We start from the raw sequence: 17730 nt of genomic DNA on the forward strand, positions 1-17730 counted from the left end.
CCTAAGCTGCCTATTCATTGATATTCTTATTTTTAACTTATTGATTATCTACGTTGACCTGTTAAGTAAACTGGTTACTTAGCCACAGTTAGATAATAAGCTAAATTACTGACCTGCTTTAAGTTTCATGAAGTAATCTTCGTACTTCACTGTCTTATCGCCAACCGCAGCTTGCCATTCAACACGATCAAGGTCTTCTTGCGATGGGAATAGCGCAGGGCTATCTTTGAACTTCTCGTTAGACGCTTTAACGGCCGTTAGGTAGCCTGTGTCACGAGAAATTTGCTCAGCAATTTCAGGGCGAAGTAGGAAATCAATCATCTTATGAGCTGCTTCTACGTTTACCGCACCAGAGCTAATCGCAAAGTTATCAACCCAACCGATACCGCCTTCTTTAGGGAAAACCAGTTTGATTGGTAGACCTTCGTTTTGCGCTGCAGCAGCAGAACCGTTCCACAGCATACCAAGACCCACTTCACCAGACATGTAAGGCGCGCCTGGGTTGTCTGAGTTAAATACTAGAACGTTTGGCATAAGCTTTTGTAGCTCAGCGTACGCTTCGTCGATCTCTTTTTCGTTGGTTGTGTTACCAGAGTAACCTAACTTACGCAGTGCGATGTGGAACACTTCACGAGTGTCGTCCATCATCATCAGTTGACCTTCAAGCTCTGGCTTCCATAGATCAGCCCAGCTTTGGAAATCTTCTGGATCGTACATGTCAGTGTTAACAGCAAGACCTGTGATCGCAACTACGTGTGGAATAGAGTAGTCGTTGCTTGGGTCGTACGGCTTATCTAGATAGTTAGTATCTAGATTCTTGAAGTTGTTCAGCTTAGTTTTGTCGATCTTTTGTAGCATACCTTCGTCACGCATCTTAGATACGAAGTAAGTCGACGGCACAACTAGGTCATAGCCTTTGTTGTGTGTTTTTAGCTTTGCGTACAGGGTTTCGTTCGACTCGTAAGTCGAGTAGATCACCTTGATACCAGTTTCATCAGTGAACTGTTCTAGAATCTCACTGTTGATGTAAGGTCCCCAATTCATGAATACCAATTCTTTGTTATCTTTTGCAAATGATGGTGCAGATAACATTGAAAGCGCACATGCACTACCAGCTAATAGAGTAGCCCATTTTTTCATTGACGTTAGCTCCAAACTAAACGTTGCCCTAAGGCAGTAGATAGAAAAACAGAATGGCAATTTACCATTCTGTTTATGATTAACACTTTTTGTAAACTTCTTATCAAGTCAGCCTCATTAAAGAGTAGGAGACTTACTTGATTTTTTCTCTCGCTAATGACTGAGAAATGATCACCAGTATTAACGACACCACTAACATCACTGTTGCTAGGGCGTTTACCTCAGGAGAGATACCCACTTTAACCATTGAGTAAATCTTCAGTGGTAAGATTTCATACGTTGGGCCGGTTACGAAAGAGCTAATGATTACATCGTCCAAAGACAGAGTGAAGCTCAATAACCAACCCGCAGCAACCGCTGGCTTAGCAAGAGGCAGAATGATCTGTTTTAGAATCGTCCATTCACTTGCACCTAAGTCTTTTGCTGCTTCTAGCATCTTCACATCAAAGCCATTCAAGCGACTGTATACCGTTACTACAACAAACGGTAGACAGAAGGTAATGTGAGCAGCAAGTAGGGTAAAGAACCCAAGTTGAACACCCATTACCAAGAATAGCGCAAGAAGCGAAATCGCCATTACGATATCTGGAGACATCATTACGATGAACAGCATGCCATTTACGATGCCTTTACCTTTAAATTGGTAACGGAATAGGGCTACTGCTGTAAGGCTCCCGACAATCGTTGCGGCTGTTGCTGAGAACACCGCTACGTTGATCGAGTGCCACGCAGCCTGCATTAGGCTGTCGTTGTTAATAAGCGCGTCATACCATTTAGTGGTGAAGCCACCCCATTTCATACCAAACTTATTGGCATTAAACGAGTTAGCGATCAATACGATAATAGGTAGGTATAGAAAGGCGTATACCAGCGCCATAAAGCTGAACTTAACTGTGCGCCCCATTAGTCTAGCTCCACTTTCTTGTTCAATAGCTTACCTGCTCGGTAGTAGGCATACAGCATCACAGCCATTGCCATGGTCAGTGCGATACTCGTCGCTGCGCCAAACGGCCAGTCTCGAGCGTTGAGCACTTGGCTCTTAATCACGTTACCAATCAATAGGTTCTTAGCTCCGCCTAATAGGTCAGAGATGTAGAACATACCTAACGCTGGCAGTAGCACTAACAAACAGCCGCCAATAATGCCCGGCATTGTTAGTGGTAGTACCACTTTCAATAGCGTTTGCAGTTTGTTCGCACCTAAATCTTTAGCCGCTTCTAAATACGTATCGTCCAGTTTTTCAATCGCTGAATACAGCGGCAGAATCATAAACGGAAGTAGGATGTACACTAAACCGATCATTACTGCGGTTTCTGAGTACATGATACGTAGCGGTTTATCAATGATATCTAACGCTAACAAGCTTTTGTTCAAGACACCTTGCGTACCCAGTACAATTTTCAATCCGTATGTACGAATCAAAGAGTTCGTCCAGAATGGTACTATCACTAGGAACAACATGATTGGACGCCACTTCGCCGGCATTTTTGCTACGATGTAAGCGAATGGGTAACCAATAATCAAACAAAGTAGGGTTGCGACAATTGCCATATAGAAAGAGTGCATCAACACTTTAAAATACAGCGGGTCAGCCAAACGCACGTAGTTATCGAGAGTGAAGGTCATCTCGATCAAGTTCGCTTCATCACGAGTTAAGAAGCTAGTACCAATGATCATGATGTTTGGAATCATCACGAACAACACTAACCAACCTGTGATTAAAGCAACAATTGCGTTTTGTAAATTAAACTTCTTGCTCATCTTCTAATACCACTTCCCAGCTCTCAACCCAAGTTACTGCAACTTTTTGGCCCAGTGAGTGATCAACATCAGGGTCATCTTCGTTGAAGAATTCGCTAACCATGACACGCATACCAGATTCAAGTTCTACGACTGAATCTAATGTCATGCCTTTATAGGTTCGCTCGACAATGTGGCCAACAATACCGCGTTGCTCTGACTCTTTAATTTCTTCGATTCGAAGATCTTCAGGTCGAAGCAATACTTGCAGTTTTTGACCCGGTGTTACGTCTTTATCGTGATAGATAATGGACTCTTCACCTTCGATTGTCGCAACAATGCGTTTTTCATCTTGACGAGATTTCGCTGTCGCTTCGAATACGTTAATTTCACCAATGAAACGCGCTACAAATAGGTTCTTAGGCTCTTCGTAGATCTCTCTTGGTGTTCCGTCTTGTTCAATCACGCCATCACGCATAACAATAATACGGTCAGACATAGACAGCGCCTCTTCTTGGTCATGCGTTACAAAAATGAACGTGATACCAAGTTGGCGTTGTAATTGTTTCAGCTCGATTTGCATCTGTTTACGTAGTTTGTAATCCAGAGCAGATAGAGATTCATCCAACAAAAGAACTTTAGGCTTATTAACGACAGCACGAGCGATTGCGATACGTTGCTGTTGACCACCAGATAGCTGGTGTGGCTTTCGTTGTGCCATTTGTTCTAGGCGCACCATTTTCAAAGCATCCATTACACGAGGTTCAATCTCGCTGTTTGGAACTTTCTGCATGCGTAAGCCAAATGCCACATTGTCGAAAACGGTCATATGCGGGAATAGGGCATAGCTTTGGAATACAGTGTTTACATGCCTTTGTTCAGCAGGAACTTGGGTTACGTTTTGTTCAGCTAATAGTATTTGACCACTATCTGCCGTTTCAAAACCCGCAATCATTCTTAGCACGGTTGTTTTACCACAACCTGATGGGCCTAAAATCGTGAGAAACTCACCATGATTTACGTTTAAATCCAGATTGCCGATGACTTCCTTACCATCGAAACTTTTACTGATGCCAGTTAGCTGTACTACTGGCTTTCCTACTGATTTTTTAGCGTTCAACGTCTGTTTTTCTCCACCTTGGTTCTATTTGAGACCTGTTGCTATACACCTTTAAGGCGCGCATCATAATCACCAAAAACGTGAATTCAAAGCATTTTTTACCTTTCGAAGATAAAAAATTTCGCAGGTAAAAGTAAACATCCTTTACCATACTGTTATTTACTGGGTTTACACCCTAACAAGTGTCTAATTATTAACCATCAAGACGCAAAAGCAAGCCTTGTTACAGATTCATATTTTAGTTTGTATCCGACATATGAGTATAATGAAGGTAATTTTTTATCAATAAGTTAGGTGGCTTCGCTTAATCGGCACACCTAGGTATCAATATGAACAACGACATCGAAAAAGATTTTAATTTGGGCGGTAGTATCAACCGTGCACTTTCTGGCGATTATGAGCTCAAAGCAACGGCTGTATTCCAAGAAGCTTGGAAACATACGATAAGTCACTTTCTTTCGTTTTCCCCAGCGATTATTGCTTTGATGTTTGTGCAGCTCGCTATCTTTTATATCGCACTAAAACTACAGCTTGGTGATCCCGCGGTTATCTTAGATGCAGTTATCGACCCAGAGTCGTTTACGCCACAAATCGTTGAATCGATTTTTATCGCGAACTTTAGCTATGAAGTGATCAGTGCGCCTATCTATGCGGGTATCTGTTTAATGGCAATGAGTCACGCCGCTGGCCTACAAACCAAAGTACGCCACATCGGTAAAGGTTTGCAGTTTACGGTTCCGGTTATTCTAGTGACTTTGTTTAGCCTAATGCTTCAAGGCATCGCAGGTATGATTCTGCCGTTCTTGTCTATCTACTTCTCACTGGCGTTCAGCCATTCGATTCTGCTGATTTGTGATAAGAAAGTGCCGCCAATGCAATCGCTGCTGCTTTCTCTGCGTGCTGTCAACAAAAAAATCTTCACCGTTGCTTCTATCTACCTATTAGTAATGCTGATGTTCATCGTCGCGGCAATGATGTACGGCATTGGCTTAATCTTCGTTCTTCCATTCTTCTTCCACGTGAAAGGTATCCTTTACCGTGAAATGTTTGGCATCAAGTTGAAACTGATTGCTTCAGATCGTCCAAAGAGTGATGACGATAACAACGACAGCAATAACGACGACAATAACAAAAACCCACAGGTGTTCGATGCATAAAGAAACACAGACAAGCGCAAGCAAATCACTTGCGCTTAAAGTGACGGCACTGGCTCTTGTTGGCTCTATTTCACTAATTGGTCCTTATATTTACCAAGAAGAGGAGCGTCGACGTACGACAGAGCAGAGCGCCAATTCCACTGACCAATTTGGTGACTTGACGGTTTCTTCGAGCACACCAAACTTTGCGGCCATCGAAGATGTGAACGAGAAAAAGGACACATTTTTTTCGTTCCTACGTCCAAGCATCAATATTGAAAACAAACGTATCACCAAAGAGCGCGCGTTTTTAACTAAGCTCTCTGAGTCTGGTTTAAACAAAATTGATTCTGAAGACGCATCTTATGCGAAAAGGTTAGGGAAGTTATACAGCTTACCTGTGCCTAGTGAAGGTTTAGATCAGGCATGGCTGACAGAGATGCTTAATCGCGTCAATGTACTGCCAGAAGCGCTCGTACTGACACAAGCAGCGAATGAGTCAGCTTGGGGAACGTCGCGTTTCGCCACCAAAGCGAACAACTATTTCGGACACTGGTGTTACACCAAAGGTTGTGGCCTTGTTCCGCTACAACGTAACGAAGGTAGCTCGCATGAAGTCGCAACATTCTCTTCAAGCCAAGAATCCGTACATCGGTATTTCATGAACCTTAATCGTAATCGTGCTTACGCCGATCTAAGAGTGATTCGTGCAAAGCTTGATGCGCAAGGTGATGATCTTTTAACAACCGCAACGGCGACAGAGCTCACCAATGGCTTGTTAAAATATTCTGAGCGAGGTTCCGACTATGTGACTGATTTACAAGCTATGATCCGTCACAACGAGGTATACTGGAAAAAGTAACTCGATTTGATAGTCATTTGGCGAGCTTAAACGGTAAGTTTGACCAAATAACATCACATAAAGAGCAGCTCATTGGCTGCTCTTTCTATTTATAAACGCTCAACTTCGACAAGACTATAACAATGAAAAAGACAGCACTCGCTTTATTAGCTTCTCTAAGCCTAGGGATCTCTTTACCTGCTGCAGCGCAAGAATACATGTTTACCTATTCTAAGCTTTACACACAGCTTAAAAACAACACCAAAGAAGGGCATGATGACGTTAAAGTTGCAGTCTTCTTTGTCGATCAGCAAGCCCAAACAACCTGTCATATCAGCAAAGCTTGGATGGAAAAAGAAGAGCACTACGAGGAGCTGAAAGTCTCTCCAGCTAACGAGCTACTTCTACCTGTTGACCAAAACCTTCGTTCAGCAAACCCGCTTATTTTTGTGCAAACAAAAGAACAAGAGTGCGCATACTCCTTGGTTGTTATGACTAAAGCACCTTTAGCCGGAACGGTTGAGGTTGTACAGCTGGAAAACCTGTTACCACAGATGCAAGCAATGTTAGAAGACGTAAGCGGCATGTTCTCAAGCTGGTTCACACCGGACATCCAAGGGTTAACGCTTGAGTTTGCAGACAAGCTTGAAGGTAACATCACGCTTTCTAACGGCAAGCAGATCCCAATTACCCAAGGGCGCGCTAAGTTCACACTGGAAGAACTAGATGGAAGTGACAGCATCACGTTACCAGAAGCGACAACTCGTGTGTTACCTTACATTCCGGCTCAATACCTTGGGTTAGGCGACTGACCACACGGCGTTAATCTAAGCAAAACATCGTAAAGCAGCCAACTCAAACCAAGTAAGGCTGCTTTTCTTTTCCTACAACCAGCGTGGTTTGCGCTTTTGACGCTCATTTTTTATGAAAGATGAGCGGTTATCATTAGATAAAGTGGCATCTTTCAACCAGTCACCTTGTTTATCCTGCCGTTACTATTTCAACATCAAATAAAAATCCGTATAATCCACGCCCTAAAACAGTCCCACTAGCAATCTACAGTCGGTAATACGACGGTGTGAGAGTCGCAATGAACCAAAACGATAATAGAAAAGAAGTACTAGAATTCAACAAACTTCAGAAACGTCTGAGAAGAAATGTTGGAAATGCCATCATCGACTACAACATGATCGAAGAGAATGATGTGGTAATGGCATGTATCAGTGGCGGTAAAGATTCATTTGCGATGCTAGATATTTTGCTACGTTTACGTGAAGCAGCACCAATCAAATTTGATGTTGTTGCGGTAAACCTAGATCAAAAACAACCTGGGTTCCCTGAGCACATTCTTCCTGAATACTTTGAGACGCTGAACATTCCTTACTACATCGTAGATAAAGATACGTACTCAGTAGTGAAAGAGAAGATTCCAGAAGGTAAGACAACATGTGGTCTATGTTCTCGTCTGCGTCGTGGTACTTTGTACTCGTTCGCTGAGAAGATTGGCGCGACTAAGATCGCTCTTGGTCACCACATGGATGACATCGTGGAAACTATGTTCCTTAACATGTTCCACGGCGCTCGTCTAAAGGCTATGCCACCTAAGCTACGTTCTGATGATGGTCGTAACGTTGTTATTCGTCCACTGACTTACTGTCGTGAAACAGACCTAATCAAATACGCTGAACACAAAGAGTTCCCAATCATTCCTTGTAACCTATGTGGTTCGCAAGAAAACCTACAACGTCAAAGCATTAAAGCAATGCTGATTGATTGGGACAAGAAAACACCAGGCCGTGTTGAAAAGATCTTTAAATCAATTCAAAACGTTAGCCCAAGCCAACTGGCTGACCGCGAACTGTTTGACTTCGTAAACCTTCCACTAGACCGTAGTGGCGAGCGTGAAGAGTACGAATTCCAAGAAGCTGAAATTTCATCTTCTAACATCGATGAGTCAATGTTCATCGACGTAACAAACGTATAATAAGAATATTCGTTGTGGCGCAATAGATGCGCCTACAACAGACAAATAAAAACGCCTCAAGCAATGCTTGAGGCGTTTTTTTATAAGTTGAACTCGCCGTTAAGTTCGTCTGCTTAAACGCATTAACCTTTCGAAAGGTTAGGGTCGAGTGGGCTCACGTAACCAGATGGCTTAAGCGCCAAAACATCACAGTTAATCTTATCGATAACATGCTCCGCAGTATTACCGATGAACACCGCAGATAAGCCGGTACGACCGGTTGTACCCAAGATTACCATTGCAGCGTTGTTTTCAGACGCGACACGTGGAATCACATCTTCTGGTAAGCCTTGCTCAACAACGGTCTGCTCTTCACACATACCGTGCTTCTGACGCAGTGCCTTCATCGCCGTTAAGTGATGACCACGAACTGCATCGGTGTAAGACGTAGGATCGAACTCAGGCAGTTCGATAGTGATATTCGCCGGAGTGACTGGGTAAGCGTTAACTAAGAAAGGTTCCGCATCCAAACGACCAGTAATCTCAAGTAATCGATCGACCATAGTATCGTTAAGTTCTAAATGCGCTTCCGTCTCTGAGCCTACGTGAACGGACGCATAAATTTTTGCGTGCTCTGGCCAGAAATCGTTTTTAACGAGCAGTACAGGGCTAGGGCATTTTCTCAATAGGTGCCAATCAGTCGGCGTGAAGATAACCGACTCCAAGGTGTCGTGCTTGCGCGTGCCCTTAATCAAGATATCGTGACCACCGCTGTATACCTCTGCAATGATGGCTTCGTAAGGGCGGTTATGCCAAACCACTTGTACATTAAATTCAATAGAATCATCTAGGTAAGGTTCTGCGACTTTATTCATCCAAATTTCGCGTTGATGAATTACGCCTTTGCGCATTGCGTCTCTTTCATCGATAGAGAGCATAGATGTCATTTCATACGAGAAGTCGTATATCGACAAAAAGAAAGTGATGTGGCTTGTTGAGGTGCTTTTCTTAGCAAGTTGGATAGCACGAAATAGAGCAGGCTGCTCATCGTGATTAATGTCTGCGACAACTAAAATTTTGTTATAGATACTCATAACTAAGCCTACTTTTCAGACCGAACATATAAATAATGTAGCGTAGTTATGGAGAGATTAAGAGAAATATAAGAGGTTTTAAGAGAGAAACATGATGTAGCTCATTATTGAACTACATCATTGATATCTAGACTATTCTTTTGAAACGCCAGCAAGTTCCATCAACGCATCGTGATCTTCGATAGTGATATATTTGCCTTTAACGCTCAAGATGTCTGCTTTCTGGAAACGGCCTAAAAGACGGCTAATCGTTTCAACCGTTAAACCTAGGTAATTACCAATATCACCACGAGTCATCGTTAGGCGGAACTCACGCGGGCTGAAGCCACGTTGAGAGAAGCGAGTAGAAAGGTTGTAAAGGAATGCAGCAAGGCGCTCTTCCGCGTTCTTCTTAGAAAGAAGCAGAATCATTTCTTGGTCACCTTTAATCTCGTTACTCATCAGGCGCATAATTTGCTGACGCAATTTAGGCATTTTTCCTGATAGGTCATCAAGAATCTCATATGGGATTTCACATACCATAGAAGTTTCTAGCGCTTGTGCGAAACTAGGGTGTTGGTCACCAGTAATCGCATCGAAGCCAACAAGATCGCCCGCTAGGTGGAATGCAGTAATCTGCTCATCACCTTGCTCGGTAATCGTGTAGCTCTTGATCGTTCCAGAGCGAATAGCATATAGAGACTTAAGCTCGTCACCAGCTTTAAATAACTCTTGGCCTTTTTGAATAGGCTTTTTTCTCTCAATGATCTGATCAAGTTGGTCAAGCTCAGATTCATTCAAAGTAAACGGGATACAAAGCTGGCTAATACTACAATCCTGACAATGGATTGCACAGCCACCAGATTGGACACGTTTCGTTACAGGCTTTTCAGAAATCATAACAATCTTTCACTATTTGATATACGTCAATATTTTAGCATTCCTTTATCCAGTTGGGTAGTAAAAAAACCGGATTTAAAGAATGGCTATACGGTATAAATAATGAGCTGCAGCGCCATATATCCAGTGTAGAAACCGTAAATCAGGATTAAAATTGCTCCGAGTTGACGAAATAAGTCAGCTTGTTGCAATTTCTTGAGGAAATTAGCGCCCATACCAACCGTCAGCATCGCAGGAAGTGTGCCTAGACCGAATGCGAGCATAATTCCAGCTCCATTGTACCAACTTCCTGAAACCGCAGCCCACGTCAACATAGAGTAAACCAGACCACACGGTAACCAGCCCCATATGAAGCCAAATGGCAGAGCATGGCTTGGGCGCTTGAGTGGAAGGAAGGATTTACCAATTGGAGAAATATAACGCCATAGCCTCTGACCTACTTTTTCAAAGAACAATAAGCCGAACCACCACTTACCGATATATAGACCCAGAATGATCATAAAGATGGCAGCGAACAAACGTAGCCAATTAAGTAGCGCGTTGAAATCGCTAAGCTGGCCAATTGAAGATATAGCACCGCCAATCACGCCACCAATCACAGCATAGCTGAGGAGGCGACCAAGGTTGTAAAGTAGGGGAATAAGCGGGGAAGGTTTGGTATTGCCTATTGAAAGGAGCGACGCAATGCCACCACACATTCCCATGCAGTGGCCCGCGCCGATCAAACCGACAACAAAGGCTCCGAACCAATCAGGCGTCATCGGTCTTTTTATCTAAGTTAGTTTGGCTTTCTGTATTGGCTTTATCATTCTTAACAGGCTTGCTGTCAGAGTGATTGTGGGCCTTTTCGTCTTCATCAAACAAAATATTGTGACCTTGACGCTCCAGGTCTTCAAACTGTTCGCTCTTAACGGCCCATAGAAAGATACCAACAGCGATACACACGAGTACGATCGCAATGGGAATCAGAATGTATAAACTTTCCATTATTTACCTTGCTCTTTTAAAAGCCTTAACGAGTTAGACACAACAATAATAGAGCTTGCAGACATGCCAACAACGGCAATGTACGGAGCAACCAAACCAGCGACAGCCAATGGAAGGATGAGTAGGTTGTAACCCAATGACCATGCTAGGTTTTCGCGGATTATCTTACGCGTTTTTAGCGCCAATGTACGCGACTTAAGTAATCTATCAAGCTTGTCGCCCAACAAAACCATATCAGCCGATGCTTTAGCTACATCTGTACCACCGCCCATCGCAACAGAAAGGTGAGCCCCTGCAAGAATAGGCGCATCGTTAATACCGTCGCCGACCATCATGGTAATGTCCTTTTCGTCACGAGAATTAAGGTAAGCAAGCTTATCCTCTGGTTTCGCGTTCGCGACAATATCGGTGATCCCAATTTCTTCAGCCACAGGCTTCGCGTTAATCAAGGAGTCGCCAGTCAGCAGGGTAGTTTTAATACCCGCTTCTTTAAATTGCTTAATAAACTCGATGCTTTCTTTACGGATTGGATCTTCATAAGTAAATGTAGCGATATGACGACCCGCCATCGACAAGTAAATGCCGTTGCTTTCCGATGGTTGAGCTTCACCTAGAATGAATTCACTACTACCAATCGCAACTTCTTGGCCATTCCACTCACCAGTGATACCTGAACCAATCACGTTATTAACTGACTCTACTTCGATCTCATCAGAAAGATGAGTCTTGAACGCTTTAGCGATAGGGTGGTTAGCGTGTTGTTCCAGGCTCGCCGCTACTTTGAGACAAGTGTCTTTATCAAGTTCAGCGAAGGTTTCAACTTGGCTGATACGAATATCACCCTCAGTCAATGTACCTGTTTTATCGATGATCAAGTGATTCACTTTGCACAAGGTTTCGAATACGTGGCCTTTGCGCAGCAAAATACCGAAGTTACCCATGCGAGACGTTGAACAAGTAATCGCCGTCGGTGTTGCCAGTGACAGAGCACAAGGACACGTTGCTACCAATACCGAAAGCATGATCCAGAAAGCGTCTTCTGGTCGTGTTTGGTGCCAGTAAAACCAAGTACCGAATGAGATGATTAAGATCACCGCAACAAAGTATCGAGCCACAACATCAGCAATTTCTGCAATGCGGGGTTTAGACAATTGCGCTTCGTCTTGCAGGCGAACGATATTGGAAATAACCGAATCCGCTTTTGACGTCATTACTTCCAATTCAAATGATTCATCACCATTCAATGTACCAGCAAAGACGGTATCGCCTTCGTTTTTGACCACATGGATAGATTCGCCAGTCAGCATCGATTCATCGATATGAACTCTGCCAGACAATACTTTGCCATCGGCAGGAATGTGCTCACCCGGTAGAACGCGAATTTGGTCGCCAACTTTTAAGGTTTTGACTGGAACTTGTTCGCCATCTAACGTTGTTGCCATAGCAGGAACGAGCTTAAGCAGGTTACCACTAGCAGCGGCGGCTTTACGACGAGCGCGCATTTCAAGGAAACGACCAAGCAGAAGGAAGAAGGTAAACATCGAAATAGATTCGAAGAAAACTTCTCCTTTCTCTGTCACGGTTGCCACCAAGCTCGCAACGTAAGCAAACAGCAGCGCAATCGAGACAGGCACATCCATACCCAGCGTTCGCCCCTTAATACTGCGCCATGCATTGATGTAGAACGGCAGAGCAGAATAAAGCAATACCGGCGTTGCAAAGATCAAGCTTACCCAGCGGAAGTAGTTTTTAAACTCAGGCTCAAGATTGCCAAATACTTCAAGGTATAGTGCGACCGCCAGCATCATCACCTGCATGGTTGCTAAACCAGCAACGCCAAGGCGATAGAGGTAGTTCTTCATTGAGCGGTGATAGGCTGCTTCTTGTTGGTCAGCCTCGAAAGGCGCAGCTTTGTAACCTAAGGTATGGATCGCCGATAACAACTCACTCAATTTAACTTGCGTGTTGTCCCAGCTAAGTAAAGCGCGGTTAGTGGTGGTATTCACCCGAATACTACCCACACCTTGTTTTGAAGAGACTTGTTTCTCGATTAGCCATGCACAAGCTGCACATGAGACACCTTCAAGTGACAATGTCACCTCAGAGACGTTCTCAGAGTTTCTTACAAACTCCAGTTGAACGTCTTCATTATCATAATGACTGAGTGCCAGAAGTTGCTCTGGCACCAGATCCGCTTTCTCAGCAGGGGCGGTGCGGTACTGGTAGTAAGAAACCAAACCGCTATCAACGATTGTCTGAGCTACGGTCTCGCAGCCCGGACAACACATCTTACGAGGCGATCCTAAGATCTCGACTTCAAAATCCGTTTCCGCTGGTACATCTTCACCGCAGTGATAACAGGATTCACACATAAGCTTTAGTTCGTTAGTTGAGTAGGAGTTTCAATCGGGAAGTTCATGCGACCTTGCACTAGCCATTCTTCGTCATGTGGCGTCAGTTCAATGAACCACGGGCCTTCTAAGTAATGATCCAGAGTCAGTGTGTAGTTGCCTCTCGCATCAGCGGTTAGTAGCTGAGTGAAATCGCGATCTGGTAGTGTTCTGTGAACAAACATTGCGCTGATAGCAGGGAAGTGATCAAGTTTGCCTTTATCTAACGTGATGATAACTGAGTTACCTTTCTCATTAAGCGAAGCTGATAAACCCAGCTCTTTAGCGATATTTACTTTTGAAATGTCGACATTAATGCCTTTTCCTTTTTTATAGTAATCCTCAGTCACTAGGTCTACAGAGTTCTGTGTAAACACAATAACCGTCATAATGGTCCAAATAACTACTGTCGCTGGCAACGCGATTAAGAACCACGGCCAAAACTGTTTATACCAAGGCTTTACCATAAAAAAGATCTCAAAAAAGAATAAAAAGAAGAGGTTATAAAATAAAGGAAAGACAGCCTCTTAGAAAGAGGCTGTTATTGAAATGTTACTTATTATCTGAGTTGCTTAAGCTCCACACGTAAGATGAAACCAGTTGTACTTTGTCTTCGCCTAGAATGTCTTTCCAAGCAGGCATTACGCCAGAACGTCCGTACATAACTGTTTCAGTTACGTCTGCACGAGAATCGCCAAACAACCAATCGCGGTCAGTCAAGTCAGGTGCGCCAACAGCAGGGTTACCCTTACCATCAGTACCGTGACACGCTGCACACACAACAAAGCGAGCTTTACCAGCTTCTGCTTCACGTGCGTTTACGCTACGACCAGAAAGGCTAAGAGTGTAGCTAACTACTTCTTTTACGCCTTCTTCGCCAAGCGCGTCTTTCCAACCTGGCATTTGGCCAACACGACCGTGCATAATTGTTGTAACGATAGCCTCAGGTTCACCGCCATATAGCCATGCGTCATCAGTTAGGTTAGGGAAACCTTTCTGACCACGTGCATCAGAGCCGTGGCACTGAGAACAGTTTTGCAAGAATAAACGTTGACCCACTTTGATTGCGTCAGCATCTGATGCAATGTCAGGGATTGAACGTAAACCGTTTTCGTCGTGAGCTAGCTTTCTGAATGCTTCACCGAAGTAGGTGTCTGCATCATCAAGCTCTTTCGCGTACGCATCTAACTGTTTGTTTGCTTGCGCAGCAGCAATTGCAGAGCGAGACTCTTCTACGCTACGTACCGTTTGGTCTGAACTTGTCCAACCTAAAAGGCCTTTGAAGTTACCTAGACCAGGGTATAGAGCAAGGTAAACCGCTGCAAAAACAATCGTACTGATGAAAAGGTATGTCCACCATTTTGGTAGTGGGTTGTTAAGCTCACGAATACCATCGTATTCATGGCCCATATCTTGACCTTCTTCTACGCCTGTTTTGTCTTTAAAACACCAACGAAGTAAGACAGCACAACCAATTAGGGTACCAATCGTAATCGCACTAACCCAGATACTCCAGAATGTACTCATTACTTTGTCACTCCTTCATTTTTAGAACTTGTTGCTGGCTCGTCGTCAGCAAACACTAGGTTCGCGTCTTCGTCGAAACGTGATTTACGGTTCTTGCCATATGCCCACCAAACGATACCGATGAAGCAAGCAAAAACAGTCACAGTCCAAACACTTTGAAATGTAATAATGTCCATAATTATTCCTTATTTCATTGCGTGGCCAAGCGATTGAAGGTAAGCGATGATTGCATCCATCTCTGTTTTTCCTTCAACATCTTGTTTAGCGTTAGCAATTTGTTCGTCTGTGTAAGGAACACCAAATTGATTACGGAAGAGTTCAAGCTTCTGTTGAGTCAATTTGCCATCAAGTACATTCTCAGCAAGCCATGGGAAACCAGGCATATTTGATTCAGGAACAAGTTCACGAGGGTCGATAAGGTGAACACGGTGCCACTCATCTGAGTAACGATCACCAACACGCGCTAGATCAGGACCAGTACGCTTAGAGCCCCATAGGAATGGGTGTTCCCAAACACTTTCGCCAGCTACAGAGTAGTGGCCGTAACGTTCAGTCTCAGAGCGGAAAGGACGAATCATTTGGCTGTGACATACGTTACAACCTTCACGAATGTAGATATCACGACCTTCCATTTCCAAAGCAGAGTAAACACGTAGGTTTTCTACAGGTTCAGTTGTCTGCTTTTGGAAGATAAGAGGGGTAATCTCTACTAAAGCACCAAAACTGATAGCAATAACGATCAAGATCGCTAGTAAGCCAACGTTCTTCTCTACCAACTCATGGCGATTATTTGAATTTGAGCTCATTCTAAATCTCCTTAAGCCGGTTGAGGGATAGCTTTAAGGCTATCTTTAGGTGCAGAAACAGTTTTGTACGTGTTGTATGCCATTAAGAACATACCAGATAGGAAGATGAAACCACCTAGGAAACGTACAAAGTAGAACGGGTAAGACGCTTCTACAGATTCAACGAAGCTGTAAGTTAATGTACCGTCAGAGTTAACTGCACGCCACATCAGACCTTGCATCACACCAGAGATCCACATTGCAACAATGTAGAAAACCGTACCAATCGTTGCTAACCAGAAGTGAACATTGATTAGAGATACAGAGTACATACGCTCTTGACCAAATAGCTTAGGAACTAAGTGGTAAACCGAACCGATAGAAACCATTGCAACCCAACCTAACGCACCAGAGTGAACGTGACCGATAGTCCAGTCCGTGTAGTGAGATAGTGCGTTAACCGTTTTGATTGCCATCATTGGGCCTTCGAAAGTCGACATGCCGTAGAATGATAGAGAAACGATTAGGAAACGTAGGATAGGGTCGTAGCGAAGCTTATGCCACGCACCAGACAGAGTCATGATACCGTTGATCATGCCACCCCAAGAAGGAGCAAACAGAACCAAAGACATAACCATACCTAGAGACTGAGTCCAGTCTGGAAGTGCAGTGTAGTGTAGGTGGTGAGGACCAGCCCAGATATACAGAGACACAAGTGCCCAGAAGTGAACGATCGACAAACGGTAAGAATAAACAGGGCGACCAGCTTGTTTAGGAACGAAGTAGTACATCATACCTAGGAAACCAGCTGTCAATAGGAAGCCTACCGCATTGTGTCCGTACCACCATTGCACCATTGCATCAATTGCACCTGAGTAAATCGAGTACGACTTAAACGCAGATACAGGAACAGCTAGGCTGTTAACGATGTGCAACACGGCAACCGTGATGATGAAGGCTCCGAAGAACCAGTTTGCTACGTAAATGTGAGATGTCTTACGTTTAATCATGGTTCCGAAGAACACGACCGCATAAGCTACCCACACAAGAGTAATAGCAATATCGATTGGCCATTCTAGTTCTGCGTATTCTTTACCAGAGGTCAAACCTAACGGTAAAGTAATTGCAGCGGACAGGATAATCGCTTGCCAACCCCAAAAGGTAAAGGCTACGAGAGGGCCACCAAAGAGACGCGTCTGACAGGTACGTTGCACAACATAATATGATGTTGCAAACAGCGCACTTGTACCGAACGCAAAAATAACCGCATTAGTATGCAGGGGACGTAAACGACTGTACGTCAACCACGGCGTATCAAAGTTTAGCTGTGGCCAAACTAATTGAGCGGCAATCAAAACACCAACGCCCATACCGACAATACCCCACAAAATTGTAACCAGGGTAAATTGACGGACGACCGTATAGTTGTAGTTTTGTTCAAGCTGCTTTTCTTGGCTCATTTGCATGCTTCCAATTTCTTATTTACTACACTTTACTTCCAACACGACTCACGTCGTAATGCCACCCAAATTAGAAAAGGAAATTCAGCCTATTCAGGACCTTATTTCCACTTGCTGATTTTAAAAAAAAGTGGCATTTTCAACGCGACACTATACTTGAATTAACAAATCAATGACAGAGTAGTAACCTTACGCTTGGTCTGGAATTGGATTTTTATTTAAAAACTTTGAACTTTGTAACAAGGAGTAAAGATTATAATGGCGGCACAAAAGCTAACAAAAGGCAGGCTTGTTCAAATTATCGTCATGTTGGTTATTTTAATAGCTGCATTTACTTGGAGAACAGTGACATACGATAATAACGAGACAATAACCTGTATCGTTTCAAAACCTTGTGAATTTGGTATTGATAATAATAATGTTTTGATTTCAGACGATAGCCAGGGGTATTCGATCGAAACATCTAAAACTGGCAAATTTATCATTAGCTATGAAGGAAGCGGAGTTTTAGAATCGAAAGGGGCTTCATCTTGGCTTTTACAAACCGATGATAAGAGCGCCTCAATAACGGTTACATTTCCACAACAGGTCATGACGTATACAGTAAACCTATCCAAAGAATAAAATGGAAAACTGAGCAACACCTCGCTCTTTGATAGAAATGTTGA

The 17730-nt window shown here is 43.6% G+C and carries 19 protein-coding genes; 5 read left to right on the forward strand and 14 right to left on the reverse strand.

Going from position 1 to position 17730, the window contains the following annotated elements; translation table 11 throughout:
* Positions 1 to 105 precede the first annotated feature (105 nt).
* The 4 genes from F0229_RS13150 to potA form a co-directional block, all read right to left on the reverse strand.
* Positions 106 to 1140, reverse strand: a complete 1035-nt coding sequence (locus F0229_RS13150; RefSeq protein WP_017059628.1) for an extracellular solute-binding protein — start codon at positions 1138 to 1140, stop codon at positions 106 to 108.
* Between the two features lie 133 nt (positions 1141 to 1273).
* The gene (potC, locus tag F0229_RS13155; protein WP_017059629.1) at positions 1274 to 2044 is read right to left on the reverse strand and encodes a spermidine/putrescine ABC transporter permease PotC; all 771 of its coding nucleotides are present in this window, start codon (positions 2042 to 2044) and stop codon (positions 1274 to 1276) included.
* Complete coding sequence (potB, locus tag F0229_RS13160) at positions 2044 to 2901, reverse strand: spermidine/putrescine ABC transporter permease PotB (protein WP_017059630.1); 858 nt, start codon at positions 2899 to 2901, stop codon at positions 2044 to 2046. Before potB ends, potC begins: the two co-directional genes overlap by 1 nt.
* Positions 2885 to 4000 (reverse strand): spermidine/putrescine ABC transporter ATP-binding protein PotA, encoded by a 1116-nt coding sequence (potA, locus tag F0229_RS13165; RefSeq protein ID WP_017059631.1) that lies wholly within the window; start codon positions 3998 to 4000, stop codon positions 2885 to 2887. The genes potB and potA overlap by 17 nt, the downstream gene beginning before the upstream one ends.
* Before the next feature lie 329 nt (positions 4001 to 4329).
* Here potA and F0229_RS13170 point away from each other — a divergent pair, with 329 nt between their 5' ends.
* The 4 genes from F0229_RS13170 to ttcA all read left to right on the forward strand — a co-directional run bounded on the left by F0229_RS13170 (position 4330) and on the right by ttcA (position 7961).
* On the forward strand, positions 4330 to 5157 hold the full coding sequence (locus F0229_RS13170; RefSeq protein WP_017059632.1) for a hypothetical protein: 828 nt from the start codon (positions 4330 to 4332) through the stop codon (positions 5155 to 5157).
* Positions 5150 to 5998 carry a glucosaminidase domain-containing protein gene (locus F0229_RS13175; RefSeq protein ID WP_171733013.1) on the forward strand — a complete coding sequence of 283 codons (849 nt, stop codon included), beginning with the start codon at positions 5150 to 5152 and terminating at the stop codon, positions 5996 to 5998. The genes F0229_RS13170 and F0229_RS13175 overlap by 8 nt, the downstream gene beginning before the upstream one ends.
* 122 nt (positions 5999 to 6120) lie before the next feature.
* Complete coding sequence (locus tag F0229_RS13180; RefSeq protein WP_171733014.1) at positions 6121 to 6789, forward strand: DUF2987 domain-containing protein; 669 nt, start codon at positions 6121 to 6123, stop codon at positions 6787 to 6789.
* 278 nt (positions 6790 to 7067) lie between these two features.
* Positions 7068 to 7961 carry a tRNA 2-thiocytidine(32) synthetase TtcA gene (ttcA, locus tag F0229_RS13185; protein WP_008221945.1) on the forward strand — a complete coding sequence of 298 codons (894 nt, stop codon included), beginning with the start codon at positions 7068 to 7070 and terminating at the stop codon, positions 7959 to 7961.
* A 122-nt stretch (positions 7962 to 8083) separates the two neighbouring features.
* Here ttcA and uspE read toward each other — a convergent pair whose 3' ends face one another.
* The 10 genes from uspE to ccoN all read right to left on the reverse strand — a co-directional run bounded on the left by uspE (position 8084) and on the right by ccoN (position 17068).
* A complete protein-coding gene (gene uspE, locus F0229_RS13190) occupies positions 8084 to 9034 on the reverse strand; it encodes a universal stress protein UspE (protein WP_171733015.1) in 951 nt (316 codons plus the stop codon).
* 132 nt (positions 9035 to 9166) lie between these two features.
* A complete protein-coding gene (locus F0229_RS13195) occupies positions 9167 to 9913 on the reverse strand; it encodes an FNR family transcription factor (protein ID WP_017059637.1) in 747 nt (248 codons plus the stop codon).
* 86 nt (positions 9914 to 9999) lie between these two features.
* The gene (locus F0229_RS13200; protein ID WP_171733016.1) at positions 10000 to 10674 is read right to left on the reverse strand and encodes a sulfite exporter TauE/SafE family protein; all 675 of its coding nucleotides are present in this window, start codon (positions 10672 to 10674) and stop codon (positions 10000 to 10002) included.
* Positions 10664 to 10900 (reverse strand): cbb3-type cytochrome oxidase assembly protein CcoS, encoded by a 237-nt coding sequence (ccoS, locus tag F0229_RS13205; RefSeq protein ID WP_116870580.1) that lies wholly within the window; start codon positions 10898 to 10900, stop codon positions 10664 to 10666. Before ccoS ends, F0229_RS13200 begins: the two co-directional genes overlap by 11 nt.
* A complete protein-coding gene (locus F0229_RS13210; protein WP_171733017.1) occupies positions 10900 to 13272 on the reverse strand; it encodes a heavy metal translocating P-type ATPase metal-binding domain-containing protein in 2373 nt (790 codons plus the stop codon). Before F0229_RS13210 ends, ccoS begins: the two co-directional genes overlap by 1 nt.
* A gap of 5 nt (positions 13273 to 13277) precedes the next feature.
* Positions 13278 to 13757: a FixH family protein gene (locus F0229_RS13215; RefSeq protein WP_171733018.1), complete on the reverse strand. Its 480-nt coding sequence runs from the start codon at positions 13755 to 13757 to the stop codon at positions 13278 to 13280.
* Positions 13758 to 13842: 85 nt separating this feature from the next.
* Positions 13843 to 14817 carry a cytochrome-c oxidase, cbb3-type subunit III gene (gene ccoP, locus F0229_RS13220; protein WP_061033419.1) on the reverse strand — a complete coding sequence of 325 codons (975 nt, stop codon included), beginning with the start codon at positions 14815 to 14817 and terminating at the stop codon, positions 13843 to 13845.
* On the reverse strand, positions 14817 to 14993 hold the full coding sequence (locus F0229_RS13225) for a CcoQ/FixQ family Cbb3-type cytochrome c oxidase assembly chaperone (protein ID WP_004742291.1): 177 nt from the start codon (positions 14991 to 14993) through the stop codon (positions 14817 to 14819). Before F0229_RS13225 ends, ccoP begins: the two co-directional genes overlap by 1 nt.
* A 9-nt stretch (positions 14994 to 15002) precedes the next feature.
* Positions 15003 to 15623 (reverse strand): cytochrome-c oxidase, cbb3-type subunit II, encoded by a 621-nt coding sequence (gene ccoO, locus F0229_RS13230; protein ID WP_004742292.1) that lies wholly within the window; start codon positions 15621 to 15623, stop codon positions 15003 to 15005.
* Between the two features lie 11 nt (positions 15624 to 15634).
* The gene (ccoN, locus tag F0229_RS13235; protein WP_009846707.1) at positions 15635 to 17068 is read right to left on the reverse strand and encodes a cytochrome-c oxidase, cbb3-type subunit I; all 1434 of its coding nucleotides are present in this window, start codon (positions 17066 to 17068) and stop codon (positions 15635 to 15637) included.
* Between the two features lie 252 nt (positions 17069 to 17320).
* Between ccoN and F0229_RS13240 the strand changes: the two genes are divergently transcribed.
* The gene (locus F0229_RS13240) at positions 17321 to 17686 is read left to right on the forward strand and encodes a hypothetical protein (protein WP_171731158.1); all 366 of its coding nucleotides are present in this window, start codon (positions 17321 to 17323) and stop codon (positions 17684 to 17686) included.
* The last annotated feature ends 44 nt before the right edge of the window (positions 17687 to 17730 follow it).

Source organism: Vibrio sp. AIC-3 (genome assembly GCF_013114515.1).
Classification (GTDB): Bacteria; Pseudomonadota; Gammaproteobacteria; order Enterobacterales; family Vibrionaceae; genus Vibrio; species Vibrio crassostreae_C.

Bases quoted from the DNA above. Each gene is read 5' to 3' on its own strand.
- potC (WP_017059629.1), bottom strand. From the start codon at position 2,044: ATGGGGCGCACAGTTAAGTTCAGCTTTATGGCGCTGGTATACGCCTTT.
- ccoN (WP_009846707.1), bottom strand. From the start codon at position 17,068: ATGCAAATGAGCCAAGAAAAGCAGCTTGAACAAAACTACAACTATACG.
- ccoO (WP_004742292.1), bottom strand. From the start codon at position 15,623: ATGAGCTCAAATTCAAATAATCGCCATGAGTTGGTAGAGAAGAACGTT.
- F0229_RS13170 (WP_017059632.1), top strand. From the start codon at position 4,330: ATGAACAACGACATCGAAAAAGATTTTAATTTGGGCGGTAGTATCAAC.
- F0229_RS13210 (WP_171733017.1), bottom strand. From the start codon at position 13,272: ATGTGTGAATCCTGTTATCACTGCGGTGAAGATGTACCAGCGGAAACG.
- F0229_RS13180 (WP_171733014.1), top strand. From the start codon at position 6,121: ATGAAAAAGACAGCACTCGCTTTATTAGCTTCTCTAAGCCTAGGGATC.
- F0229_RS13215 (WP_171733018.1), bottom strand. From the start codon at position 13,757: ATGGTAAAGCCTTGGTATAAACAGTTTTGGCCGTGGTTCTTAATCGCG.
- potB (WP_017059630.1), bottom strand. From the start codon at position 2,901: ATGAGCAAGAAGTTTAATTTACAAAACGCAATTGTTGCTTTAATCACA.
- uspE (WP_171733015.1), bottom strand. From the start codon at position 9,034: ATGAGTATCTATAACAAAATTTTAGTTGTCGCAGACATTAATCACGAT.
- F0229_RS13225 (WP_004742291.1), bottom strand. From the start codon at position 14,993: ATGGACATTATTACATTTCAAAGTGTTTGGACTGTGACTGTTTTTGCT.
- ttcA (WP_008221945.1), top strand. From the start codon at position 7,068: ATGAACCAAAACGATAATAGAAAAGAAGTACTAGAATTCAACAAACTT.
- F0229_RS13200 (WP_171733016.1), bottom strand. From the start codon at position 10,674: ATGACGCCTGATTGGTTCGGAGCCTTTGTTGTCGGTTTGATCGGCGCG.
- ccoS (WP_116870580.1), bottom strand. From the start codon at position 10,900: ATGGAAAGTTTATACATTCTGATTCCCATTGCGATCGTACTCGTGTGT.
- F0229_RS13195 (WP_017059637.1), bottom strand. From the start codon at position 9,913: ATGATTTCTGAAAAGCCTGTAACGAAACGTGTCCAATCTGGTGGCTGT.
- F0229_RS13175 (WP_171733013.1), top strand. From the start codon at position 5,150: ATGCATAAAGAAACACAGACAAGCGCAAGCAAATCACTTGCGCTTAAA.
- F0229_RS13240 (WP_171731158.1), top strand. From the start codon at position 17,321: ATGGCGGCACAAAAGCTAACAAAAGGCAGGCTTGTTCAAATTATCGTC.
- F0229_RS13150 (WP_017059628.1), bottom strand. From the start codon at position 1,140: ATGAAAAAATGGGCTACTCTATTAGCTGGTAGTGCATGTGCGCTTTCA.
- ccoP (WP_061033419.1), bottom strand. From the start codon at position 14,817: ATGAGTACATTCTGGAGTATCTGGGTTAGTGCGATTACGATTGGTACC.